Origin of the sequence: Microbulbifer sp. Q7, from assembly GCF_001639145.1 — a bacterium.
GTDB lineage: Bacteria > Pseudomonadota > Gammaproteobacteria > Pseudomonadales > Cellvibrionaceae > Microbulbifer.
Window position 1 is genome coordinate 1,312,540 of record NZ_LROY01000002.1, and the last position, 25,021, is coordinate 1,337,560.

Genomic DNA, 25,021 nt, shown 5'->3' on the forward strand with positions numbered 1-25,021 from the left:
TAAATAATGGTCGGAGTGGCCGGATTTGAACCGACGACCACCACACCCCCAGTGTGGTGCGCTACCAGGCTGCGCTACACTCCGATAAGAGCAAATCAAGCCGGGTAAAAACTACGTAAGTGCTTGATTTATAAGGGGCATCGCTTGGCGATGAGGCGCAAATCATACCGAAGTACGGAGGGAATGCAAGCCCGTTTTGCGCCTTTTTGACTCAGGTTAGATCAGGCTTCCACTTCCAGCAATTCCAGCACACCTTCCAGCTCGGCGATCATTTGCGGGATCACCTGTTGCAGCTGTACGGTCTGAACTTTTTCTGAGCTGCCGGTTTCCATCTGCAGGCGTGCGCCGCCGATGGTGTAGCCTTCTTCGTACAGGAGTGCGCGGATCTGGCGGATGAGGATGACGTCCTGGTGCTGGTAGTAGCGGCGGTTGCCGCGACGCTTCACCGGACTGAGCTGCGGGAATTCCTGTTCCCAGTAGCGCAGCACATGCGGTTTGACTGCACAAAGCTCACTCACTTCACCAATGGTGAAATAGCGCTTGCCCGGGATTACCGGGAGTTCGCTGTTATGACTCGCTTCCAGCATCTTCTTCTACTCGTGCCTTGAGTTTTTGCCCCGGCTTGAAGGTGACTACCCTTCTTGCGGAAATGGGGATTTCTTCACCAGTTTTCGGGTTCCGTCCCGGACGCTGGCTTTTGTCACGCAAGTCGAAATTGCCAAACCCCGACAGTTTGACCTGCTCGTTATTTTCAAGGGCGTTGCGGATTTCCTCGAAGAAATATTCGACGATTTCTTTAGCTTCGCGCTTGTTGAAACCCAGCTCTTCGTACAACTTCTCGGCGAGCCCGGCCTTGGTCAGTGCCTCTGTCATTGGTTCCTGCCCAACAGATTCAGAGGCGTCGACTCCGGTTTAAGCCTGGTACCGCATCGGCTTGGAACCCGGTAGCAGACGCTCTCGGGATACGCGCATCAGCCACGTATCCCGGAGCGGACCGGTTTAACGCTGGCTGGCGTTGTATTTTTGTTCTAATTGACCGACTACCGCATCAATGGCGGCATTGATTTCTTCGTCGTTAAGGGTGCGCGAGGGATGCTGAAAGGTCAAGCCCATCGCGACACTTTTTCTATTAAAATCAATGCCTTTGCCCTGATAGACGTCAAAAACGTTGAAGTCTGTCAAAAATTCGCCGGAAGCTGCGATGGCGGTTTGCGCCAGCTGGCCTACGGGGATTTCAGCATCCACCAGCACGGCGAGGTCGCGGCGCACCTCCGGGAACTTGGATAGCGGAGCAAAGGCAGGAATGACCGCCTGCCCCAATTCATCCAGGCTCAACTCAAACAGGAAGGCGCCCTTGGGCAGGTCGTAGGCCTTCTGCAGTTCCGGGTGCAGGGCACCCAGTACGCCCACAGGCTCGCCATTGCGCAGCAGCTCGGCGCACTGCCCCGGGTGCAGCGCGGGGTGTTTGGCCGGTACGAAGGTGAACTCGGCCTCGGCTTCGTAATGGGTCAGCAGGGCTTCCACGTCGGCCTTGATATCGTAGAAATCCACCAGATCTTTGGAACCGGCCCAGCCTTCTGGCTGACGGGTGCCGTAGATCAGGCCGGCGATCATGCGCTCCTGCTTGAGTGCTTCGCGAGACTGGTCATGGCCGGGAACGAAACGCAGCCCGGTCTCGAACAGGCGCAGGCGATCCTGCTGGCGGTTGAGATTGTACTGCAGGGTTTTGACCAGGCCCGCCATCAGGGTTGGGCGCATCACCGAGAGCTCTGCACTGATGGGGTTCTGCAGGGCTACCGGCTCTACTTCCGGGTCGAATTTGGCGGAAGCGTCGCGATCGATAAAGCTGAAGGTGATGGCCTCTTGATAGCCGCGGGCCAGCAGGGTCTGCTCCAGGCGGGATTGCGCCACCTCCGCTTCGGCGCGGGGCACGATGTCCAGCGCGGCCTTCATGGCAACGCTGGGGATACGGTTGTAGCCGTAGACCCGCGCCAGCTCTTCCAGCAGGTCGGATTCGATGGCGATATCGAAGCGGAAGCTGGGCACCAGGAAGGTCCAGCCGTCGGCGTCTTCACCAATCTTTTCCAGCCCCAGGCGGGTGATAATCTCGACGATCTCGGCATCGCTCATGTCGATGCCCAGGCCGCGGCTCACGCGCTGACGGCGCAGGGTGATTTTGCGCTCGGCAGGCATCGCCTCGGTGACTTCGCGCAGGTGGACCGGACCCGGCTCGCCGCCGACGATCTCCAGCAGCAGCTGGGTAGCGCGCTCGATGGCCTTTTCCTGCAGACGGTAGTCGACGCCGCGCTCAAAGCGGTGCGAGGAGTCGGTGTGCAGGCCGTAGGAACGCGCCTTGCCGGCAATGGCCAGCGGGCTGAAGAAGGCACTTTCCAAGAAGATGTCTTTGGTGGCTTTGGTGACGGAAGAATCCAGGCCACCCATGATGCCGGCGATGGCCAGCGGGCCTTTTTCGTCGGTAATCAGCAGGGTGTCGGCATTCAGCTCTACTTCCTGCTCGTCCAGCAGGGTGAGCTTCTCGCCCTGCTCTGCCATACGCACCGTGATACCGCCGTTCAGTTTGGCGAGGTCGAAGGCGTGCATGGGCTGGCCCAGCTCCAGCAGTACGTAGTTGGTAACGTCTACCACCGGATCGATGCTGCGTAGTCCGCTGCGACGCAGGCGCTCCTGCATCCACAGGGGTGTTTGTGCATCGATATTGATGTTGCGGATGATGCGGCCTACGTAGCGCGGGCAGGCATTTTCGGCCAGCAGGGAAACCGGCAGGCTGTCGCCGATCACCGGGGCAACTGGCTCAATGGCCGGCTCGCAGACTTCGCAGCGGTTCAGTACGCCCACTTCGCGGGCAATGCCGGCGACGCCGAGACAGTCTGAACGGTTCGGGGTGAGATCCACCTCGATGGTGCTGTCGTCCAGCTTCAGGTATTCACGCAGGTCGGTGCCGGTGACGGCGTCTTCGGGCAGCTCCCAGATGCCGTCGCTGTCGTCACCCAGTTCCAGTTCGGTCTGGGCACACAGCATGCCGAAGCTCTCGACTCCGCGCAGCTTGGCTTTCTTGATTTTGAAATCGCCGGGCAGTTTGGCGCCGACGAGGGCGAACGGAATCTTGATGCCGGTGCGCGCATTGGGTGCGCCGCAGACTACCTGCATCTCCCCGTCCGGGTGGCCCTTCACTTTGCACACGCGCAGCTTGTCGGCGTCCGGGTGCTGCTCGCAGCCCACAATTTCACCCACCACCACACCGGAAAATGCGCCGGCTACGGGTTCTACGGCGTCTACTTCCAGGCCCGCCATGGTGATCTGGTCGGCCAGCTGTTGTGCTGTCAGGTCCGGGTTTACCCACTCCCGTAACCAGGCGTTGCTGAATTTCATAATCTGTCTCTAATTCTGTATTACTTGCGCGCTTCGCGCGGTTCACCGGGCAGATTTTCGCCCCTGCAAAATGGATTCGGTTAGAACTGCTTGAGGAATCGCAGGTCGTTGTCGAAGAACAGGCGCAGGTCGTTTACGCCGTAGCGCAGCATGGCCATGCGCTCGACACCGAGGCCGAAGGCAAAGCCGGAGTATTTTTCGCTGTCGATATCGCAGGAGGCGAAGACGTTCGGGTGCACCATGCCGCAACCGAGAATCTCCAGCCAGCCGGTGCCGGAGCACACGCGGCAGCCTTCACCGCCACAGTTGGTGCACTGGATATCCGCCTCGGCGGAGGGCTCGGTGAACGGGAAGTAAGACGGACGGAAGCGTACCGGCACATCGGCTTCAAAGAAGGCCTTCAGGAACTGGTCGATACAGCCTTTCAGGTGCGCGAAGCTCACGCCTTCGTCGATCACCAGGCCTTCTACCTGGTGGAACATGGGCGAGTGAGTGACGTCGGAATCACAGCGGTACACGCGGCCCGGGCAGATGATGCGCAGGGGCGGATTGGTCTTTTCCATGGTGCGGATCTGCACCGAGGAGGTGTGCGTGCGCAGTACCGTGGTGGGATCGATATAGAAAGTGTCGTGCATCGCGCGCGCCGGGTGGTGCGCGGGAATATTCAGGGCTTCAAAGTTGTAGTAGTCGCCCTCGACTTCCGGGCCCTGCTCAACGGAGAAGCCCAGGCGCTGAAAGATTTCTTCGATGCGGCGCAGGGTGCGGGTGATGGGGTGCATACTGCCCTGCTCTTCACCACGGCCCGGCAAGGTTACGTCGATGGTTTCTTTCGCCAGCTTTTCTTCAATGGCGGCGCGCTCCATCGCGGTGCGGCGCGCATTGATCGCTTCCTGCACCTGCTGCTTGGCCTCATTGATTTTGGCTCCCGCCGCCGGACGCTCTTCCGCAGACAGCTTGCCCAGACCTTTCAGCAGTGCGGTGATCTGACCTTTTTTACCCAGGTAATCCACCCGCACCTGATCCAGTGCCGCGAGGTCGCCGGCCTTTTCTACCAGCGCCAGCGCCTGCTCGGTGAGGGACTGCAATTCTTGCATTGAAACTTTCTCGCTCTGACTCGTTCTGATCGATGAGTGACAATTATTGTGTCGAAACACTTTTTTGGGACGAGGCGGATCATAGCAGCCCGCCGCGTCAGGAATTCGTTCTGTATCGGCAATACAGATAAAAAAATAGGGAAGAGCCAAACAGCCCTTCCCTATTTTTAAAGCATGAATCCGCCCTTGCGGGCCGATTCATTCTGCAGGCGCTAATTAAGCTGCCAGGGCTGCCTTGGCTTTTTCAACTACGGCAGCAAAAGCGGCTTTATCGTATACCGCCAGATCAGCCAGAACACGGCGATCCAGTGCGATATCCGCCTTCTTCAGGCCGGCAATCAGTCGGCTGTAGCTCAGGCCTTCAGCGCGGGACTGGGCGTTGATACGCGTGATCCACAGAGCGCGGAAGTTACGCTTCTTAACGCGACGGTCGCGGTAAGCGTACTGACCAGCTTTGATGACTGCCTGCTTGGCTACGCGGAATACACGCGAACGCGCACCGTAATAACCTTTAGCCTGCTTCAGAATTTTCTTGTGACTACGACGCGCCACTACACCACGTTTTACACGGGCCATATCAATATCCTCTTAAAACTTTACGTGTGCAGCCAATTACTTGGCGCGCAGCATACGATCGACCAGGGTGGCATCAGACTTGTTCAAAGTGTTGGTGCCGCGCAGCTGACGCTTACGCTTGGTGGTCATCTTGGTGAGGATGTGGCTCTTGTTCGCGTGCTTGTGCTTGTAGCCCGAAGCCGTCTTTTTGAAGCGCTTGGCAGCGCCACTGTGTACTTTTGCTTTCGGCATTTTGTACTCCAAAGTAAATAATGACCCACGAATGGGCTTTGTTTAATGGGCCACAGGCCGAGACCTGTGGCTATGCGGGAGTGAGAAGGCAGCCGTCGCCCGATCACTTCCCGAAAAGAAGACTCAAGTATTGCTACTCAAGCCTTACTTTTTCTTTTTACTGGGGGCGATGACCATGATCATCTGACGGCCTTCCATCTTCGGCCGCTGCTCCACAGTACCCAGCTCCTCGAGATCTTTCTCGATACGCTGCATCATTTCCATCCCCAGCTCCTGGTGGGCCATTTCACGGCCGCGGAAGCGCAGGGAGACTTTTGCCTTGTCGCCCGCTTCCAGGAAGCGGGTCAGGTTGCGCAGCTTGATCTGGTAGTCGCCGATATCGGTACCGGGACGGAACTTCATTTCCTTGATCTGCTGCTGCTTTTGTTTCTTCTTAGCCGCATTTTTGGCCTTTTTGGCCTCAAAAATGTGCTTACCATAGTCCATGATCTTACAGACTATGGGATCGGAGTCCGAGGCAATTTCAACGAGATCCAGGCTGGCCTTCTGTGCTAGTTCCAGCGCCTCTTCCAGAGAGACAATACCTACCTGTTCACCATCCGCACCAATCAGTCGCAGTTGCGACGCCTCGATCTGATCATTGATACGGGCCTTCTTGGACTTTCCTTTCATATCTCGTTTAATAACACTCGTCTCCGATAATTAATAATGTGTCTACAAAGGCGCTTTAAGCGTTAGCGCCTTCCATAGACGAACGGCCGCGGCGAGCCACATCCTGGCGAATAAGATCAAGGAATGACTCGTAAGTCATGGTTCCCAGATCCTCACCACTGCGTGTGCGCACGGCGACCGTATTGTTTTCCACTTCCTTATCGCCAATTACCAGCAGATAAGGAACACGCTGAAGCGTGTGCTCGCGGATTTTAAAGCCGATCTTCTCGTTTCTCAAGTCGGCAGCGGCGCGGAAACCTTCTGCACCCAGCTTGGACTCAAGGTTTTGGCAATATTCCGCCTGGCGATCCGTAATATTCAGCACCGCCACCTGTTGCGGCGCCAGCCACGTGGGGAAGGCACCTTCGTAGTTCTCGATCAGGATACCGATAAAACGCTCGAATGACCCGAGAGTCGCACGATGCAGCATCACCGGGGTCTGGCGGGAGCCATCTTCCGCTACATACTGGGCATCCAGGCGGCCCGGCATGGAGAAGTCCACCTGAATAGTACCGCACTGCCAGACGCGGCCGAGGCAATCTTTCAGGGAGAATTCGATTTTCGGCCCGTAGAAGGCGCCCTCGCCCGGCAGCTCTTCCCACGGCAGGTCGGCGGCATTCAATGCGTCCGCCAGGGCCTTCTCCGCCTTGTCCCAGCTTTCGTCGGAGCCGACGCGCTGTTCGGGACGGGTAGATAAACGATAGATCACTTCCTCGAAGCCGAAGTCTTTATAGACCGCGTGCAGCAGGTCCATGAACTCGGACACCTCGGACTGGATCTGGTCTTCGGTACAGAAGATATGGCCATCGTCCTGCACGAAGCCGCGCACCCGCATCAGGCCATGCAGGGAGCCGGAGGGCTCACTGCGGTGGCAGGAGCCGAACTCGGCCAGGCGCAGGGGCAGATCGCGGTAGCTGCGCAGGCCCTGATTGAACACCTGCACGTGGCAGGGGCAGTTCATGGGCTTGATGGCGAACTGACGCTCGTCGCTGGTGAGGGTAAACATGTCATCGCCGAACTTGTCGGCATGACCGGACTTCTGCCACAGGGAGAAGTCCACCAGCTGCGGGGTCTTGATCTCTTTATAGCCGCGCTCGCGCTGACGCTCGCGCATGTACTGCTCAACGGTGCTGTAGACGGTCCAGCCGTTCGGGTGCCAGAACACCATGCCCGGCGCTTCTTCCTGGATGTGGAACAGGTCGAACTTCTTGGCCAGCTTGCGGTGATCGCGCTTTTCCGCCTCGGCGATACGATGCAGGTAGGCCTTGAGCTCTTTCTTGTTGCTCCAGGCAGTGCCGTATACGCGAGTCAGCATTTCGTTGTTGGAGTCGCCGCGCCAGTAAGCGCCGGCCACCTTGGTCAACTTGAAGGCCTTCAGCTTGCCGGTAGACGGCACGTGCGGGCCGCGGCACAGGTCTTCAAAGTCGCCCTGGCGATACAGGGAGATATCTTCATTGGTGGGAATGCTGGCGATGATCTCTGCCTTGTATTCCTCACCAATTTCGCGGAAGTGCTTCACCGCGTCATCGCGGGGCAGCAGACGGCGGCTGACCGGAATATCTTCCTTGGCCAGCTCTTCCATACGCTTCTCGATCTTCTCGAGGTCTTCCGGGGTAAATTGGCGCTCGTAGGCGAAATCGTAATAGAAGCCGTCTTCGATCACCGGGCCGATGGTGACCTGGGCGCCCGGGTACAGCTGCTTGACCGCCTGGGCCAGCAGGTGGGCGGTGGAGTGACGGATGATTTCCAGGCCTTCTGGCTGGCGGTCGGTCACAATCGCCAGCGCGGCGTCGTGATCGATGACAAAACTGGTATCCACTTCCTTACCGTCTACTACGCCTGCCAGGGCAGCTTTTGCCAGGCCGGGGCCAATATCGTTGGCAACGTCGAATACGGAAACAGGATTGGAGAATTCGCGACGGGAACCGTCAGGGAGGGTGACAACAGGCATTGCACTTCCTTATCTATCAGTGGCGATCCCTACGAAAGACCGCATGACTTATGGTGATGGCGGGCTGGAAGCCCGAAGCGAGTCAAATCAGCCTAGCAGAACTAGCGCATTAGAGGAGACTCACGGGAAATTGGTAGACCCGAGCAGATTTGAACTGCTGACCTCTGCCATGTCAAGGCAGCGCTCTAACCAACTGAGCTACGGGTCTAAAGACTGGCAGACTGGGAACATTCAATAAGACAGGCCCCGCTGCAGAGGACGCGAACTTTAGCACCAGCTTTTGGCCATTTCAACACGCTTTGAAGAAATTATTTTCCCGCCATTTCCCGCTGGTGAGAGCATCCCTCCAGAGCAGGTAATAAGGGCGAAGTTTCTTGCGCCGCAATTACCCGCTTCAGCGGGTACCGAGTAGACCGACCGTCCACCCTTATGGCTTAATGTGGCTTCCCCCGGAATGAACCGCAGGCGATTCATGCTCTCCCAAATGGCAGTCAAAACAGTCTGGCTAAAGCTACGCACTCATCGCGTCGGCCTGCTGTCACCTGCCTGAATTTCACCAGTCACGAACGACAACAGCCGCGCCGCAAGGCCCAGGTTGTTCGTCAAACCCTCCGGCCTTAAGGCGCCAATCAAGTAGTAAGGCACAAGGCCATGGAAAATACCCAATCCTCCACGAACACTAACGGCTTCCTGCTCGCCCTCGGCGCAGCTGCCCTCTTCTCCATCAAAGCCATCTTTATCAAGCTGGCCTACCGCCACGGCGTGGACGTGGAGACATTCATCCTGCTGCGTATGGCACTGGCGCTGCCGTTTTACGTGGCAATCCTTATGTTGCTGAAGCGACAGCAGGCGTGGCGCCCGGTCAGCCGCCGCAATCTCCTGCTCACGGTGATCCTTGGACTCTGTAGCTATTACCTGGCGAGCTATCTCGACCTGCAGGGATTGCGCTACATCAGCGCCAACTTTGAGCGCCTGATCATCTACCTCTACCCCACCCTGGTGCTGTTCCTGGGCTGGTGTTTTCTGGGTAAGCGGATATCCATCCCGCAGCTGCTGTGTATCCTGGGCGCCTACGCGGGCATTTTGCTGATCTACTGGCAGGACCAGAATTTCAGCACCGGCGCCCTGCCCCCGACCTGGGTCAACCTGGATGCAATCAGCTGGGGCGCGCTGCTGACCTTCGGCAGCGCACTGAGCTTTTCCATTTATGTGGCATTCAGTGAGGGTGTGATCCGCCAGCTCGGCAGCCGTCAATTTACCGCGCTGGCGATGATGGTAGCGAGTGCGGCAATCGCATTGCACTTTGCGGTACAGGCCGACTGGGGCCGGCTCCATCAGCCGTGGCCGGTCTATGGCTACGCGCTGACGGTCGCCTTCGTGTGCACGGTCGTGCCGTCACTGATGATGAGTGCAGCCATCCAACAGATCGGCTCGGCCAGCACCGGCGCAATCGGCACCTCCGGCCCGGTAATCACCCTGATTGCGGCGGCACTGGTATTGGGTGAACCCTTCTCCGTTTACCATTTTGCGGGCATGGCGATCATTCTCGGCAGCCTGCTGGCGATGAAAAAGGTCAATGGGATAAAGACCGTACCGGTGACGACGGCGGAAATACCGCAAAAACCGGAAGTCCAGTCCCGCTAGCCCAGCACCGCCTGCGCCTTATTCATCCCCTCTATGGGGCACCGCGACGCAACTCCGCGCGCGGTCGCCCCATTTCCGCCCGCTCTCCCGGCCAAATCCCGAATATTCCCCAGGCTCCTCATCGGCACACCCCAGTTTTGGGCAAAGCCGCGCCCCGCTCTGGCTCACAGGCACTGGCACGGTGCTTGCAAATTTATGGGAGCAAATTAACAAAAAAATAAAACGGGGACCCATGGATGACGGCAATTGAACAACCTGCACCCCACCTCTACGATGAGATGCTGTGTAGCGACGGCGTTCACGAGCACTACCGGGCCTACCTGCAATGGCTTGAGAATACGCCGGACGCCACCCTGGAACAAAAGCGCCGCGAGGCCGACACCCTGTTCCGACGATTCGGAATCACGTTCAATGTGTATGGCGAAGAAGAAGGCACCGAGCGCCTGATCCCCTTCGACCTGATCCCCCGCATCATCCCCGCTTCCGAGTGGGCCCACCTGGAACTTGGCCTGCGCCAGCGGGTTACCGCGCTGAATCACTTTCTGCACGATATCTATCACGACCAGAAAATCCTGCACGCGGGGATTATTCCCACCGAACAGGTGCTGACCAACCAGCAATTCCAAGTGGCGATGCTTGGGGTCGACCTGCCCGGGAACAACTACATCCCTATTACCGGGGTCGACCTGATTCGCGACAACAACGGCGAGTACTTTGTACTGGAAGACAACCTGCGCACGCCGTCTGGGGTCTCCTACATGCTGGAAAACCGCAAGATGATGATGCGCCTGTTTCCTGAACTGTTTCTGGCGCAGAGCGTGGCCCCGGTGGAGCACTACCCCAACCTGCTTCTGGAAACCCTGCAGGGCTCCAGCGGCGCCGACAACCCGTGCGTGGTGGTGCTGACCCCCGGGCGTTACAACAGCGCCTTTTTCGAGCACGCCTTTCTCGCGCAACAGATGGGCGTTCCCCTGGTAGAAGGTGCCGACCTGTTCGTGCGCAATGGCTGTGTATTCATGCGCACCACCACCGGCCCGCGCCAGGTGCATGTGATTTATCGCCGTATTGACGATGCCTTCCTCGACCCGCTGGCCTTCGCCCCCGACTCCATGCTCGGCGTACCGGGGCTGCTTTCCGCCTACCGCGATGGCAACGTCATCCTCGCCAATGCGCTGGGCACTGGCGTCGCCGACGACAAGTCCATTTATCCCTATGTGCCGGAGATGATCCGCTTTTATCTGGATGAGGAACCGATCCTCAACAACGTGCCTACCTGGGTGTGCCGGCGGGAGGAAGACCTGGCCTATGTACTGGAGCACCTGGAAGAGCTGGTAGTAAAGGAAGTGCACGGCGCCGGCGGCTACGGCATGCTGATCGGCCCCAAGGCAAGCCGCGAGGAACTGGACACCTTCCGCCGGCTATTGCGCAACAACCCGGCCAACTACATCGCCCAGCCCACCCTGTGCCTGTCCACCTGCCCCACCATGGTGAATGAGGGCATTGCGCCACGGCATATCGACCTGCGGCCATTTGTGCTGAGTGGCAATGAAATAAAACTGGTGCCCGGCGGACTCACCCGGGTGGCCCTGCGTGAGGGCTCCCTGGTGGTCAACTCTTCCCAGGGCGGCGGCACCAAAGACACCTGGGTACTGGAGGACGCCGTATGCTGAGCCGCACCGCAAACAGTATTTACTGGATGGCTCGCAGCCTGGAGCGGGCGGAGAACCTCACCCGCCTGCTGGATGTCTGCCACAACATGTCGCTGATGCCGAATTCCAAAGGTGGCCAGCAGGAACTACTGGCGCCGCTGACCATCACCGGTCGCTTGGATCAGTTCCGCGAAAGCTACCCGGAGCTCAATGCCGAGGCATTGCTGGCTTTCTTCCTGTTCGACGAAAGTAATGACGGCTCCATATTCAGCAGCATTCGATCTGCCCGCGACAACGCCCACAGCGTGCGCGACAAACTTTCCTCGGAAGCCTGGGAAAGTATCAATGCCACCTGGCTGGAACTGCGCCATCGCCGCCAGCGCGGCATCAGTCACGAGGGGGTAAAAAGCCTGATCGACTGGATCAAGCAACGCTCCCACGAATTTCGCGGCGCTGCCTACGGCACAATGCTGCATAACAACGTCTTCCACTTTATGCGCCTGGGGACCTTTATCGAGCGGGCGGACAACACCACGCGCATCCTGCGGGTAAAACTGGAGGTTATGGAATCCCAGCACAACAGCAATCACGCGATTGATTTCTATCAGTGGAACGCCCTGCTGCAGAGCCTTGGCGCCTATGAGGCGTACCACGATAAATACACCGGCGGGCTCTCCACCCGCAACGTGACCGAGCTGCTGATTCTTTCGGCGGAACTGCCGCGCTCGCTGCGCTACTGTATCGGCGCCTTGATGAGCCAGCTGATCGCCATTGAGGGCGAGCAGGGCCAGGCCGCCAAGCGCCTGTGCGCGGAACTGCACGCGCGCCTGGAGTACGGTGAGGTCGACTTCATCCTTCGCTTCGGTCTGCACGAGTACCTGAACGATCTGCTGCGGCGTATTCACACCATCGGCGACGAGATTCACCGCAGTTACTGGGAGGGCGCATGAAGCTCAGCATCGACCATATCACCGACTTCACTTATGACACCGAGGTGACCCACAGCATCCAGTATCTGCGACTGACACCCCAGTCGTCTGCGGGCCAGCAAATTCTGAACTGGCATCTGGATGCACCAGGCAGTGTGCATCGCACCCTCGACACCTACGGCAACATACTGCACGTATGCACCGTGGACCAACCGCACCAGGGTATTACCATTCGCGCCCAGGGCACGGCGGAGATCAGCGAGGAAGACCAGCCGGAGCGGGAAAACCGGATACCGCCGCAGGTATTTCTACGAACCTCCCCACTGACGGAGCCCAGCGAAGCGATACGCGAATTTGCGCGCGGGTTCCGTCCTGCGGGCGAGCGACTGCACACCGACCGGCACGCACTGATTGAAATGATGGCCGCACTGCTGGAACGCATTCCCTACCGCAGCGGCATGACCCATGCGCACAGTAGCGCAACCGACGCCTTTGCCCAGGGTTTTGGTGTGTGTCAGGATCACAGCCACATTTTTATTGCCTGTTGCCGCTGGCTGGGTATCCCGGCGCGCTATGTCAGTGGCTATGTGGACGCCGGAGATGACCAGCATATCGCCAGCCACGCCTGGACGGAGGCCTGGGTGGACGACGCCTGGTGCAGTTTTGATGTGAGCAACGGGCTCGCTACCGCCAGCCACCACCTGAAACTGGCCCACGGGATTGATTATCTCGACGCCTCGCCGGTACGCGGCATTCGCTGGGGCGGCGGCGCAGAAAATATGCACGCCTATGCCCTGGTGGACCAGGTCGATCGCCGCACCGCGCAAAGTAAAATGCAGCGACACGAACAACAACAGGCACAGCAGTGATCCGACTCATGACAAGCTTCGCCACTGGTGCTACCTTTCCAGCGCACATCACGCGCACAGGATTTCCATGACGTACTGTATTGCCATGCGATTGAACGAGGGGCTGGTTTTTGCCTCCGATACCCGTACCAACGCCGGTGTCGACCAGGTTGCCAGCTTCCGCAAAATGCACCAGTTTCAGCAACCCGGGGAGCGGTGCTTTACCTTGCTCACATCCGGCAACCTCGCCACCTCACAGAATCTGATCAGCCGCCTGCAAATCCAGATTACCGAGGAGGAAACGCCCAACCTGTTTTCCGTCGACAGCCTGTTTCGCGCCGCAGAACTGATCGGCGAGCAGGTCAAGTCGATCATTTCCCACAATGCCCACGGACAGCAGAATGCCGGCGTGGATTTCGGTAGTCATGTGTTATTCGGTGGCCAGATACGCGGCGAGGAACCCCGCCTCTTCCATATCTACCCCGAGGGAAACTTCATCGAAGCCACCAACGATACCCCCTACCTGCAAATCGGTGAGAGCAAATATGGCAAGCCGATCCTGGACCGCATCATTCACCACGATACCGGGCTGAACCAGGCGGTGAAATGTGCGCTGATTTCCTTCGACTCCACCATGCACTCGAATTTGTCGGTGGGCATGCCGCTGGACGTTGCGGTATACCGCAACGACGCGCTGGAGCTGAGCATGGAACGGATTGAAGAGGATGATGCGTATTTCAACCGCTTGCGGCGGTCCTGGAGTGCAGGCATCAAGCTGCTGTTTGACGATATGCCGTGAGTGAGGGCGGTACAGCACCACCCTCAACCTGCGAGTTAGCCGAGGTCTCGCATCAGCATGGCGTATTCCGCAACCCCGTGCGGCAGGGTTACAGGTAATGGAATACGCACGGTGTGCCCGGAGCCGGGTGCGACATCCACAGCGTCGCCACTGGTGTTCTCGATCCCCTGCAGCTGGAACCGGTGGTTGCCCTGCGGAGTAATCAGCTCCAGCGTATCGCCGCGCTCAAACCGGTTTTTCACATCAACCTGAACCCAGTCCCCATCCACGGACGTTACCTCAGCGACGAACTGCTGGTTCGGATTGCTGGAGGCACCCTTCTCGTAGTTCTGGAATTCGCTGGGCACATGGCGACGGTAAAAACCCTCGGTGTACCCACGGTTGGCCAGGTGCTCGAGGCTTTTCATCAGGCCGAAGTCAAATTCGCGCCCGGCTTTCGCATCTTCGATGGCCTGCCGGTATACCTGCGCAGTGCGCGCCACATAGTAGTGTGACTTGGTGCGACCCTCGATCTTGAGGGAGTGAATGCCCATGTCGACCAGCCGCTTCACATGCTGCACCGCACGCAGGTCTTTGGAGTTCATGATGTAGGTGCCGTGCTCGTCCTCGTACACCGGAATCAGTTCGTCAGGGCGGCTTTTCTCCTGCAGCAACATGGCCTGGGGTTCCGCCTGCTGTACGACGAGATCACCGGTTTCTGTCTCCCGTGCCTCGTGCGCACTGTACTCCCAGCGGCAGGCATTGGTGCAGGCGCCCTGATTGGAATCTCGGTGATTGATGTAGCCCGAGAGCAGGCAGCGCCCGGAGTACGCCATACACAATGCGCCGTGCACAAACACCTCAAGCTCCATCTCCGGGCAGCGCTGGCGGATTTCCTCGATTTCATCCAGGGACAACTCACGCGAGAGGATCACCCGCTCCAGCCCCTGCTGCTGCCAGAATTTCACGGTGGCCCAGTTGACCGCGTTCGACTGCACCGACAGATGCACCGGCATGTCGGGCCACTGCTCGCGCACCAGCATGATCAGCCCCGGATCCGACATGATCAGCGCATCCGGCTGCATGGCGATCACCGGCTCCATATCCCGCAGGTAGCTGCGTAACTTGTCATTGTGCGGCGCCACATTGCTGGCCACGTAGACCTTCTTACCCTGGCCGTGGGCCTCCTCGATGGCCGACGCCAGGTTCTCCACCTTGTTGAACTCGTTGTTGCGCACACGCAGGCTGTAGCGCGGCTGACCGACATAAACCGCATCAGCGCCGTAGGCAAATGCATAGCGCATACTTTTCAGGGTGCCGGCGGGAGAGAGCAACTCGACCATGGTGGGGGTACCTCATAGACCCCGCTCGCGCCGCGAGCGGGTAACAATAGAAACAATCAGGCCTGCTCCTTGATCCGCGTGATTTCATCACGCAGCTTGGCGGCGGCCTCAAACTCCAGATTCTTGGCGTGATTGTACATCTGCTCTTCCAACTGTTCGATACGCGCCCAGCGCTGCTGATCGGTAAGGGGCTTCTGGTCGGCCTTGTACGCACCGCCCTTCTCCGCCACTTTGCGACGGGACTTGGGCACGCCCGGCGCCACCGCGCCCTCCAGGATATCCGCCACACTCTTGTGGATACCTTTCGGAGTAATCCCATGTTCGACGTTGTGCGCCAGCTGTTTTTCCCGGCGACGCTGGGTCTCGTCGAGCGCTCGACGCATGGAATCGGTCACCTTGTCGGCGTAGAGAATCGCCCTGCCCTCGAGGTTACGGGCCGCACGGCCGATCGTCTGGATCAAGGAACGGTCTGAGCGCAGGAAACCCTCTTTGTCCGCATCGAAGATGGCCACCAGAGACACCTCCGGCATGTCCAGACCCTCCCGCAGCAGGTTGATGCCCACCAGCACATCGAACTCACCAATACGCAGGTCACGGATGATCTCCACTCGCTCCACCGTGTCGATATCGGAGTGCAGGTAGCGCACACGCACGCCGTTGTCGCGCAGGTAGTCGGTCAGGTCTTCAGCCATGCGCTTGGTGAGCACGGTAATCAACACCCGCTGATCCTTGGCCACGCAGCGGTGGATCTCCGACAGGGTATCGTCCACCTGTGTGGCCGCCGGGCGCACTTCCACTTCCGGGTCTACCAGCCCCGTCGGGCGAACCACCTGCTCAATCACGGCCCCTGCGTGCTCCGCCTCGTACTTGCCCGGCGTCGCAGAGACGAAAATGGTCTGCGGCGAGAGCGCTTCCCATTCCTCAAATTTCATCGGGCGGTTATCCAGAGCGGATGGCAGGCGAAAACCGTATTCCACCAGTGTCTCTTTACGCGAGCGGTCCCCCCGGTACATGCCGCCAATTTGCGGCACCGTCACATGGCTCTCATCAATAAACAGCAGCGCATCGTGGGGCAGGTAATCAAACAATGTGGGCGGCGGCTGACCGGAATCGCGACCGGACAGGTAGCGTGAATAGTTCTCAACCCCGTTGCAGTACCCGAGCTCCTGCATCATTTCCAGGTCGTAACGGGTGCGCTGCTCCAGCCGCTGCGCCTCCAGCAGCTTGTTGTTTTCGCGCAATTGCTTCAGGCGCTCCTCCAGCTCCTCCTTGATCTGGTCAATGGCCTTGACGATGGTTTCGCGGGGCGTCACGTAGTGTGATTTGGGGAAAATAGTGATACGCGGCACCTTGTGCAGCACTTCCCCGGTGAGGGGATCAAACAGGGTGATTTCTTCAATTTCTTCATCGAACAGGGAGAGGCGCACCGCCTCAAGATCCGAATCTGCCGGATAGATGTCGATGATGTCCCCGCGCACCCGATAGGTGGCGCGGCGGAAATCGGCGTCGTTGCGGGTGTACTGTAACTCCGCGAGACGCCGCAAGATGGTGCGCTGATCCACGATATCCCCGCGATCCAGGTGCAACACCATTTTCAGGTACTTGTCCGGGTCGCCCAGACCGTAGATGGCCGAAACCGTGGCCACCACAATGACGTCCTTGCGCTCGATCAGAGCCTTGGTGGCCGACAGGCGCATCTGCTCGATATGCTCATTCACCGAGGCATCCTTCTCGATAAACGTATCGGAAGATGGCACGTAGGCTTCGGGCTGGTAGTAGTCGTAATATGAAACGAAGTATTCCACGGCGTTGCGCGGGAAGAATTCCTTCAGCTCACCGTAGAGCTGGGCCGCGAGGGTCTTGTTGTGCGCCATCACTATGGCGGGCCGCTGCACCTGGGCGATCACATTCGCCATGGTGAAGGTCTTGCCCGACCCGGTCACCCCGAGCAGGGTCTGGTGGGCGAGGCCGTCACCAATGCCCTCCACCAGAGACTCGATTGCGGCCGGCTGGTCACCGGCCGGCTCGTATTTGCTCACCACCTCGAAGGGTCGCGTTTCCATAAGCACTATCTCAACAACGATCCGCACGGGATACCCGTGTCTGTTAGCCCGAAATTGTAGGCGGACGAGCACCTGTGCGACAAATATACCCTTCCACACTCAGTCACCGGCGAGAAAATAAACACTGCAAAATCAAAGGCTTATTTTTGAGTAAAAGGGTTGACCTGCTTTGGGCCGCTCTATAAGATACGCGCCACCTGACCGGGACGGCTTTTGCAAGACCGATCAGACAGTTCCGCCTTAGCTCAGTTGGTAGAGCAAATGACTGTTAATCATTGGGTCGCTGGTTCGAGCCCAGCAGGCGGAGCCAAATTCAAAATCCCCGCAGCCTTGAACGGCTACGGGGATTTTATTTAGAGCTATGCTCTCTCAGGGTCGCCTTCACCAAGAGGCCACCCTACCCCAAAATTCCGCCTTAGCTCAGTTGGTAGAGCAAATGACTGTTAATCATTGGGTCGCTGGTTCGAGCCCAGCAGGCGGAGCCAAAAAATGAAACCCCGCACCTGAAAAGGTCGCGGGGTTTTCTTTTGCCTGACGGAAAAAGAGAGACAGAAAAAGAAAAGGCCCCGCGGAATCCGCGAGGCCTGATCAACGTCACCCTGATCATTGAACTCAGGACACACGAGCCGGACACCTCAAACCTCGGGCAATTTTCCTTTCAAGCGCTGCTCCACCCCACTCCTGTCAGGTAGTGGCAACGCCTTCACTTCAGCACCACCAGCCGACAACAAAGCCGCATCACGCCCTCCCAATGACTGGGCCCACACGGTATCCACCAGCGGCTGCTTCGGCGCGTAATCCTTTACCGCCTCGATCAGCAGCCGATGCACACTTTGCGCATCCTGCAGGGTACAGGCACTCCTCAGCTCTCCTAGCAACCGCTGCAGCTGCTCGCTGGGCAAACGCTCTTCCTCGGCGCGCATGATGGAGGGGTGATCGGTGCCCGCCACCTTATCCCCCAGCAACAGTTCTTCGTACAACTTTTCACCGGGACGAAGCCCGGTAATCTGGATTTCAACATCGCCATCCGGGTTCGCTTCGTCGCGTACTGTGTGCCCCATAATCTGCACCAGACGACGGGCGATATCCAGGATACGCACGGGTTCACCCATATCCAGCACGAAAACCTCACCCTTACGCCCCATACTGCCCGCCTGCAGCACCAGCTGCGCAGCCTCAAGAATGGTCATAAAGAAGCGGGTCACCTTGGGGTGCGTGACGGTTACCGGGCCACCGGCGTTGATCTGGTCGGTAAACAGCGGAATGACCGAGCCCGAAGAGCCCAGCACATTGCCAAAGCGCACCATACACACCCGCGTCCGCCCGAACCGGCGACCAAAATCCTGACAGATCAACTCCGCCAGGCGCTTGGTGGCCCCCATTACGTTGGTGGGTCGCACGGCCTTGTCCGTCGAAACCAGTACGAACTGCTCAACGCCGGAGGCTTCCGCCGCCTCGAGCACCGACAGGGTGCCGAGCACGTTGTTCTCGGCACCCTCCACGACATTCTGCTCCACCAGCGGAACATGTTTGTAGGCCGCCGCGTGGTATATGGTTTGCACCTGGAAAGCGCTGATGATCTCGGCGACCCGGGCGCGGTTGCGCACGTCCCCCAGCAGTGGCGTCACCTCGACAGTAAGATTTTCATCCTGTCGCTGCTGACACAGCTCGCGCTCAATCTGGTACAGGGAAAATTCAGACGCCTCCAGCATGATCAGCTTTGCTGGCCCCCACTGGACAATCTGTCGACACAGCTCAGAACCGATGGAGCCTCCGGCCCCGGTAACCAACACAACCTTGTCTGTAATCGAGGCGGAAACAAGATTCTTCTGTGGCTCCACGGGAGCCCGCCCCAAGATGTTTTCATAAATCTGGGAGACATCCGACACACGGCCGGCACCATCGACCAGCTCTTCCATACCCGGAACCACTTTCACCACCACACCGCGCTCACGCAGGCCGCGAGTGATTTCTCGCCGACGACGCTTGGGAACACCGGGCATGGCTAGCAGCACTTCAGCAATATCCCGCTCGGCAATAACCTCAAGAATTTTTGCCGGGCTGTAGACCAGAACGCCGTCGATCAGCGTATTTTGCTTGGAAGCGTTGTCATCAAAGAAGGCCACGGTTTTGTAGGTTTCACCGTGAATCAGGCCCTTGTAGAGCTGCAGGCCAGCGGTACCGGCACCGTAAATGGCCACCCGGGTTTTATGAATTTCAAGGGCCATCTGGTAATAGACACGCACCAACCAGCGGGAGCCACCCACAGTGATCAATGCAAAGCACCAGTAAATGACAGGAACCGAGCGCGGTACCCCGGCGTAGGTAAGGTAGGATGCAACCGCCAGCACCACCGCAGACGCCGTCACCCCCTGCAGAACGGCCACCAGAGCCTGCTGCCCCATATAGCGGATAACAGTGCGGTAGAGTCCCAGACGCAGGAAGATAAAGCTGCTGGAGACCAGGGTCAGCCCGAGGCAGAGCGCCATTTCGGGCTCGGCGATCAATGCCGCACCATCAAAGCGAATGGTCATCGCCAGCAGGAATGCCGTGGTCAGCATTAGCAGGTCGTAACACACCATCAGCACTGGCTTGTAGTTCTTTTGTGCGGCCTTGTAAAAGCGCTTCACGATTCCCCCGATACGATCCGCTTCCGAATCCTTTTGATTTATTTACTACCCCAGTAAATTCTGCCCATCCCGTGGGACCTTCACAGCAACCCGGATACTACCAGAAGTACCGCCAGCAATGACGTGCTCAGCATCACGACCAACTCGATAAGCAGCGACGTCTTTACACCGTATTTCAAGGCCATCTGCTGATAAAGGTGCTGGCGATGCGCCTCCCACCAGCGCTCCCCTCTCACCATCCGCAGCATCAGCGTGGCCGTTGCATCCAGCCAGAACGGACAAAAAATCAACAGTGGTACCAACCAGTGGAATGCCCCCTGCTGCCAGCCACTGAGCCCGATGGCAAAAGCCGCCAAGCCGATGCTGGTCGACCCTGCATCCCCAAGAAAAATTCGCGCCTGCGGCCAATTGTAGTACAAGAAAACGACACTACAGGACGCCAGCAGCAAACATACACCCGCCAACTCAAAGGCGCCGCCCCAGAAACTAATTAACCCCAGTGCAGCAAAACCGATCGTCGTCATGCTGCCGGCGAAACCGTCCATCCCGTCCATAAAGTTGTACAGGTTGATCGTCCAGATACCCCCAATTACCAGAGGAATCCACACCAGCCAATGAGCCAACTCCGGCGTCAGGCCATACAACACCAGCAAGACGGACAGACAATGGACACTAAACCGGCTTCTAGCATTCAGGGGGCGGAGATCGTCGAACAGAGAGATCGAAAACAGCGCAACAAATGCCAAACCGATCGGCGGCGAGATGGGTAGCGGGCCAACCAATAACCCGACTGCCACACCGGAAATCACGGCCCAACCACCAGTGCGCGGCACCGGGGCTTCATGCAGGGAACGATGGTTTGGCGTGTCCAGCGCCAACTGGCCGAGGCGCGTCAGCAGCAACCACAAAACGGATGTGGTGACAGCAAATCCCACAATTATTGGTACCAACCAGCTCCCGAGGAGTCCGCTCATCTAACCCTCCCCCAGGAATTGATCGTATCGCTGTAGCGGCTGCCAGTTGAGCCGCCTTTTCAGGCGCTGCGCACTATAAATCTCGCTACGCTGCAGATCAACAAAACCTGTCTTAACACCCAAAAATGACAAAAACCTAAACGGCAGTAGCAGCAGATCCGCAAACAGCTGACTGCTTACTACCCGCCGCCCACTGGCTGCGGCACCAACCAGCGCCAGGTTGTAATACCCTGGCTCGGCGACAACAAAGGTTTCTCCCCGACACTCCGATCGGCCGACGGCCAAGATCGCCGCCAGCAGATCCTCCAGCGCTACGACGCTGCGGTACCCGGTCGCCGGGACAATTGGCAACAGCGAGCACCAGGCGCGAAGCCGGGACCTCAGTGAAATGGCACGCTTGGAGGGCAAAGCGCCAGTAGCGGATGAGTCAGCAACGACAACTCCACAATCTCCATAAACGGCCGCGGGGCGCAATACGTTGACACGGGTTTTGCCAGCGCAGGCAAGCAGCAACCGTTCTGCATGCCACTTGCTGGCCCCATATGGGTCCGTTGCCGGCACACCGCCCTCTTCCGTCACTACCTCTCCTGCAGGCGCCATTACCGCCTTGATACTGGACAGGTATAAAAACTGCTCGACTTCTGCAGCCTCTGCCAGCTTCAGTAACGCTTCCGGCAAGGTGCAATTCAGACGGCGCGCCAGCTCGGGCCTGCGATAGCAATCTCGCGGCGACGCCAAGCCTGCCGCATAGACCACAATGTCGCCAGGCTCAAACAGACCGGAGAACGAAGCAGCATCAAAGGCAGTGTTCTGGTGATGATCACAGTGGGACGGGCCAGACGCGTGACGGGAAATGGACAGCACCGGGACTCCGGCACTCACCAGATAACCGCACAACGCCGAGCCTATATAGCCGGAACTTCCAATTACCACCCACCGCATCTTGCGATTCTTGACCTCTCAATCTTCGGGCACGCATTGCGCACGCCATCAAAAAAAAGACAGCGCCGAAGCGCTGCCTTTTCAAATACCTACAGCTGAATACGATCCTTGTTTTTCTCAAGCGTGGCCAGCCCGATACCCTTGACCTCCAGCAGCTGGTCTACGCTGGAAAATTCACCGATGGATTCACGGTACTTCACGATCAGCTCTGCTTTCGCGGGACCGACACCCTCCAGCGAGGCAGACAACTCCTCCGCGCTCGCCGTATTCAGGTTTACCTGAACCTGCTCCTGCGTGACCACTTCGTCTGCGCTGGCCAACTGAGCATTAGCCAGTAACAGAAAAACGGCAAACAGTGCAGTGAGCGGGAATCGAAAAAAATTCATGGCAAAATCCTTTTATTGGTTAACAGGTAGTCTTCACTCCGTGGGACCACAAACCTCCCCATGCGCGTGCGACTTTACCAGTTATTTCCCTGAATTTAAGCGATCTGCCGTTACACGCCATTACACACACATACAGCCCGTCACAAACTGGCACGCACGTATTATGCAGACGGCTTTTCAATATCGCGCACAATCGCTCTCAGTGCTGCAGCCGGATCTTCCGCTGCAGTAATGGGGCGGCCAATCACCAGGTAATCGGACCCATTACGCAATGCATCTACCGGAGTGACAATTCTGCGCTGGTCGCCAGCGTCCGCGCCGGCCGGTCGGATGCCCGGTGTTACCAGCTTGAACTCAGAACCACATGCTGCTTTTAGCGCTTCCGCTTCCTGCGCCGAACATACTACGCCGTCCAGCCCACTGACTTTCGCCAGTTCGGCCAGCGCCACCACCTGCTCCTTCAGTGGCCTGTTCACACCCACGGGGGCCAACTCATCCTCCGCGGTGCTGGTCAGTACGGTCACCCCAATCAGTAGTGGACGGTTTACGCCGAGAGGGGCCAGCGCATCTGCGGCAGCGCGCATCATCCGCTCCCCGCCACTGGCATGCACATTGACCATCCACACACCGAGGTTGGCTGCCGCACGCACCGCAGCGGCGACCGTATTGGGGATGTCGTGGAATTTCAGATCCAGGAACACCTGGAAACCGGATTGCACCAAGCTGCGCACCAGATCCGGTCCGGCAATGGTAAACAGCTCCTTGCCAACTTTGACACGACACACCGCAGGATCCAGCTGCGCAGCCATTGCCAAGGCTGCTTCTGCCGTATCGTAATCCAGCGCCACGATTACCGGGGAAGATACAGAGTCAGTCAATGAACACCTCAAAATTAAAGAAAAGAAGAAACGGCAGCGTGCGCAACCGGCGATTACTCGCCTTCGATGCCCTTGACGGAGCGCACGCTATCCCAACGCTTGCAGCTGGGGCAAAGCCAATGCAGCTGGTTGCCGGAAAACCCGCAGCTGTTACAACGGTAATGGGGACGGCTGGCAATCAGCTGGTCAATCAGGTTTTTCAGGAGAAACAGATTCTCACGGGCGCGACCCTGGGTGCTGTCGACATGCAGGTCCAGAAAATGCCCGAGTCCGCGCAAAGACGGCCGAATCGCCAGTTGCTTGCCGATAAAGGCCGCCGCATCCGCTTCGCTTTGCTGCTGATGAATGCGCTCGGTCAGGGCAATAAGAACACTGTTTGAGGGGTGCTCCTTGAGGAGACGCTCCAGATAAGCCACCAGGCCACTCTCGTCACCCAGCGCCTCGTAACAAGTAATCAAAAGCTCAAGAATTTCCGGAATATAATCCGGGCTCTGACGCGGAATCCGCTCCAGAACCTTGATCGCCTCCCTGGAGTGCCCAAGCAAGTGCTCCAGACGGCCGAGCAACAGGTTGGCACGCACCGAATGGCGGTCGTAACCCAATGCAGCATCAATATGCTTGCGTGCACTGAGGTAATCTTTGCCATTGATGGCTTCTTCCGCCAGCTCGCAGCAAAAGTGCGCCTGCACTGGCGCCCACTCTTCAGGAAGACGCTTGAAGCGGCGCCCATGCAACAGATTGACCGCATGAATCGCCTTGGCCCACTCTCGCTCATCCCGATAGACCTCTACCAGATATTCGAGACTGGTGCTGCGCAATTCGGAGGACGTTTCGACCAGCTCCTGCAGCAGACGCTCGGCACGATCCAACCAGCCAGCCGCAATATAGTCCCGGGCCAGCTCCAGTTGTGCCTTTTGCTGACTGATACGATTCAGGCTCGGACGCGCAAGCAGGTTTTGATGCACCCGGATGGCCTGATCATACTCGCCGCGCTTGCGCAGCAGGTTGCCGAGGGCCAGGTGAGTCTCGAAGGTGGCGCTGCTGACCTCCAACGCATCGATAAACTTTTCGATGGCGTCGTTGTGGCGCTCACTGAGAAGGTAATTCAGGCCCTGCGCATAGGACTGCGCGAGCGCCTGGTGCTGATTATTTTTAGCACCTTTCTTTTTGCCACTCTTGCGACCGAGATACCAGCCAATACCGATGGCGGCAAAAATGAAAATAAAAAACGTCAGGTCGCTCAACTCATTCTCCGGCAACCTGGCGGCGCACCGTATGAAGTTCGCGTTCGGTCCGCAGCAGTTGGCGCTCCAGCCCCTTTACCCGTCGCCGCTCGGTCCAGTAAGGCAGCAAACTGGCCAGAAAACCCAGCAAAGCACCGATAAGTAGAAAGCCGATCAGCCAGAAGCCGACACTGCCCGGAAACAAATCGTACCCGGCGAAGCGAGGCGTAATACTTTCAGGGTTATCGACCGCAAAATAGACACCCAGGGCGATGCAAACCAGTGCCAGCACCCCAAATAACAATCGCGATATCCAGCGCAGAAATGACAAGTAAACCTCCGGCTCCGGAAGGAGTGAAAAATCGTTAAGTCCGTTACAGTGTTAGCCCACTGCCATCAGCTCAGCACAAGCAACCCGATATTCAGGCGACACTTATGCGTCTTCATACTCATCGCGATGCATTTGCTGATTTACTCTGTCCCTGAGTTCTTTCCCCGGTTTGAAGTGAGGCACATATTTGCCCGCCAGTTCAACGGAATCACCGGTTTTAGGGTTGCGGCCGGTTCTCGGCGCACGGTAATGCAGGGAAAAGCTGCCAAAACCCCGGATTTCGATCCGCTCTCCTTCCGCCAGCACACCTGACATGGTGTCCAGCATGACTTTCACCGCCAGCTCCACATCCTTTACCGGCAGCTGATCCAACCTCAGAGCAATCTTCTCGATCAGTTCAGACTTGGTCATGCGGTCCGCAATCCTTTCTAAGTCATTGATTATTCTGGA

23 protein-coding genes and 4 tRNA genes are annotated in these 25,021 nt (G+C 58.1%); 7 read left to right on the forward strand and 20 right to left on the reverse strand.

Annotation, left to right across the window (positions count from 1 at the left end):
• Window positions 1-7: 7 nt before the first annotated feature.
• The 10 genes from AU182_RS11155 to AU182_RS11200 all read right to left on the reverse strand — a co-directional run bounded on the left by AU182_RS11155 (window position 8) and on the right by AU182_RS11200 (window position 8,161).
• Window positions 8-84: transfer RNA gene (locus AU182_RS11155), tRNA-Pro, on the reverse strand.
• A gap of 137 nt (window positions 85-221) precedes the next feature.
• A complete protein-coding gene (locus AU182_RS11160) occupies window positions 222-587 on the reverse strand; it encodes a MerR family transcriptional regulator (RefSeq protein WP_066964991.1) in 366 nt (121 codons plus the stop codon).
• Window positions 568-873 carry an integration host factor subunit alpha gene (gene ihfA, locus AU182_RS11165; protein WP_043315900.1) on the reverse strand — a complete coding sequence of 102 codons (306 nt, stop codon included), beginning with the start codon at window positions 871-873 and terminating at the stop codon, window positions 568-570. The genes AU182_RS11160 and ihfA overlap by 20 nt, the downstream gene beginning before the upstream one ends.
• A gap of 126 nt (window positions 874-999) precedes the next feature.
• The gene (gene pheT, locus AU182_RS11170) at window positions 1,000-3,390 is read right to left on the reverse strand and encodes a phenylalanine--tRNA ligase subunit beta (protein ID WP_066964994.1); all 2,391 of its coding nucleotides are present in this window, start codon (window positions 3,388-3,390) and stop codon (window positions 1,000-1,002) included.
• 80 nt (window positions 3,391-3,470) lie between these two features.
• Window positions 3,471-4,484 (reverse strand): phenylalanine--tRNA ligase subunit alpha, encoded by a 1,014-nt coding sequence (pheS, locus tag AU182_RS11175; protein ID WP_066964998.1) that lies wholly within the window; start codon window positions 4,482-4,484, stop codon window positions 3,471-3,473.
• 216 nt (window positions 4,485-4,700) lie between these two features.
• A complete protein-coding gene (gene rplT / locus AU182_RS11180; protein WP_010131381.1) occupies window positions 4,701-5,060 on the reverse strand; it encodes a 50S ribosomal protein L20 in 360 nt (119 codons plus the stop codon).
• A 36-nt stretch (window positions 5,061-5,096) separates the two neighbouring features.
• Window positions 5,097-5,291: a 50S ribosomal protein L35 gene (rpmI, locus tag AU182_RS11185; protein ID WP_010131383.1), complete on the reverse strand. Its 195-nt coding sequence runs from the start codon at window positions 5,289-5,291 to the stop codon at window positions 5,097-5,099.
• A 144-nt stretch (window positions 5,292-5,435) separates the two neighbouring features.
• On the reverse strand, window positions 5,436-5,963 hold the full coding sequence (gene infC, locus AU182_RS11190; protein WP_066965001.1) for a translation initiation factor IF-3: 528 nt from the start codon (window positions 5,961-5,963) through the stop codon (window positions 5,436-5,438).
• A gap of 55 nt (window positions 5,964-6,018) precedes the next feature.
• Entirely contained in the window at window positions 6,019-7,953 is a 1,935-nt protein-coding gene (gene thrS, locus AU182_RS11195; RefSeq protein ID WP_066965005.1) for a threonine--tRNA ligase, read from the reverse strand.
• A 131-nt stretch (window positions 7,954-8,084) separates the two neighbouring features.
• Window positions 8,085-8,161: transfer RNA gene (locus AU182_RS11200), tRNA-Val, on the reverse strand.
• A 443-nt stretch (window positions 8,162-8,604) separates the two neighbouring features.
• Between AU182_RS11200 and AU182_RS11205 the strand changes: the two genes are divergently transcribed.
• The 5 genes from AU182_RS11205 (at window position 8,605) to AU182_RS11225 (ending at window position 13,822) form a co-directional block, all read left to right on the forward strand.
• Window positions 8,605-9,597, forward strand: coding sequence for a DMT family transporter (locus tag AU182_RS11205; RefSeq protein WP_066965008.1), 993 nt, complete (start codon window positions 8,605-8,607; stop codon window positions 9,595-9,597).
• A gap of 236 nt (window positions 9,598-9,833) precedes the next feature.
• The gene (locus AU182_RS11210; RefSeq protein ID WP_066965011.1) at window positions 9,834-11,267 is read left to right on the forward strand and encodes a circularly permuted type 2 ATP-grasp protein; all 1,434 of its coding nucleotides are present in this window, start codon (window positions 9,834-9,836) and stop codon (window positions 11,265-11,267) included.
• Complete coding sequence (locus AU182_RS11215; RefSeq protein ID WP_066965014.1) at window positions 11,261-12,196, forward strand: alpha-E domain-containing protein; 936 nt, start codon at window positions 11,261-11,263, stop codon at window positions 12,194-12,196. The genes AU182_RS11210 and AU182_RS11215 overlap by 7 nt, the downstream gene beginning before the upstream one ends.
• Window positions 12,193-13,044 carry a transglutaminase family protein gene (locus tag AU182_RS11220; protein ID WP_066965017.1) on the forward strand — a complete coding sequence of 284 codons (852 nt, stop codon included), beginning with the start codon at window positions 12,193-12,195 and terminating at the stop codon, window positions 13,042-13,044. The genes AU182_RS11215 and AU182_RS11220 overlap by 4 nt, the downstream gene beginning before the upstream one ends.
• Window positions 13,045-13,111: 67 nt before the next feature.
• The gene (locus AU182_RS11225; protein WP_066965020.1) at window positions 13,112-13,822 is read left to right on the forward strand and encodes a peptidase; all 711 of its coding nucleotides are present in this window, start codon (window positions 13,112-13,114) and stop codon (window positions 13,820-13,822) included.
• Between the two features lie 35 nt (window positions 13,823-13,857).
• Here AU182_RS11225 and yegQ read toward each other — a convergent pair whose 3' ends face one another.
• Both yegQ and uvrB read right to left on the reverse strand, forming a co-directional pair.
• A complete protein-coding gene (gene yegQ, locus AU182_RS11230; protein WP_066965025.1) occupies window positions 13,858-15,144 on the reverse strand; it encodes a tRNA 5-hydroxyuridine modification protein YegQ in 1,287 nt (428 codons plus the stop codon).
• 56 nt (window positions 15,145-15,200) lie between these two features.
• Window positions 15,201-17,207 carry an excinuclease ABC subunit UvrB gene (gene uvrB / locus AU182_RS11235; RefSeq protein WP_066965028.1) on the reverse strand — a complete coding sequence of 669 codons (2,007 nt, stop codon included), beginning with the start codon at window positions 17,205-17,207 and terminating at the stop codon, window positions 15,201-15,203.
• A gap of 234 nt (window positions 17,208-17,441) precedes the next feature.
• On the opposite strand from uvrB, the gene AU182_RS11240 reads away from it, so the two are divergent.
• Window positions 17,442-17,517 (forward strand) — tRNA-Asn (locus tag AU182_RS11240).
• 99 nt (window positions 17,518-17,616) lie between these two features.
• Window positions 17,617-17,692: transfer RNA gene (locus AU182_RS11245), tRNA-Asn, on the forward strand.
• A 150-nt stretch (window positions 17,693-17,842) separates the two neighbouring features.
• On the opposite strand, the gene AU182_RS11250 is transcribed toward AU182_RS11245, so the two are convergent.
• The 8 genes from AU182_RS11250 to ihfB form a co-directional block, all read right to left on the reverse strand.
• Window positions 17,843-19,837 carry a nucleoside-diphosphate sugar epimerase/dehydratase gene (locus tag AU182_RS11250; RefSeq protein WP_153039215.1) on the reverse strand — a complete coding sequence of 665 codons (1,995 nt, stop codon included), beginning with the start codon at window positions 19,835-19,837 and terminating at the stop codon, window positions 17,843-17,845.
• Between the two features lie 80 nt (window positions 19,838-19,917).
• The gene (locus AU182_RS11255; RefSeq protein ID WP_066965031.1) at window positions 19,918-20,811 is read right to left on the reverse strand and encodes a glycosyltransferase family 4 protein; all 894 of its coding nucleotides are present in this window, start codon (window positions 20,809-20,811) and stop codon (window positions 19,918-19,920) included.
• Complete coding sequence (locus AU182_RS11260; protein ID WP_066965034.1) at window positions 20,812-21,753, reverse strand: NAD-dependent epimerase/dehydratase family protein; 942 nt, start codon at window positions 21,751-21,753, stop codon at window positions 20,812-20,814.
• A gap of 89 nt (window positions 21,754-21,842) precedes the next feature.
• Window positions 21,843-22,139 (reverse strand): helix-hairpin-helix domain-containing protein, encoded by a 297-nt coding sequence (locus AU182_RS11265; protein ID WP_066965038.1) that lies wholly within the window; start codon window positions 22,137-22,139, stop codon window positions 21,843-21,845.
• Between the two features lie 161 nt (window positions 22,140-22,300).
• Window positions 22,301-23,017, reverse strand: coding sequence for an orotidine-5'-phosphate decarboxylase (gene pyrF, locus AU182_RS11270; RefSeq protein WP_082859383.1), 717 nt, complete (start codon window positions 23,015-23,017; stop codon window positions 22,301-22,303).
• Between the two features lie 53 nt (window positions 23,018-23,070).
• The gene (gene lapB / locus AU182_RS11275; protein ID WP_066965041.1) at window positions 23,071-24,261 is read right to left on the reverse strand and encodes a lipopolysaccharide assembly protein LapB; all 1,191 of its coding nucleotides are present in this window, start codon (window positions 24,259-24,261) and stop codon (window positions 23,071-23,073) included.
• Window position 24,262: 1 nt separating this feature from the next.
• Window positions 24,263-24,571, reverse strand: a complete 309-nt coding sequence (locus tag AU182_RS11280) for a lipopolysaccharide assembly protein LapA domain-containing protein (RefSeq protein ID WP_227718230.1) — start codon at window positions 24,569-24,571, stop codon at window positions 24,263-24,265.
• 102 nt (window positions 24,572-24,673) lie between these two features.
• Window positions 24,674-24,982, reverse strand: coding sequence for an integration host factor subunit beta (gene ihfB / locus AU182_RS11285; RefSeq protein WP_066965045.1), 309 nt, complete (start codon window positions 24,980-24,982; stop codon window positions 24,674-24,676).
• Window positions 24,983-25,021 lie beyond the last annotated feature (39 nt).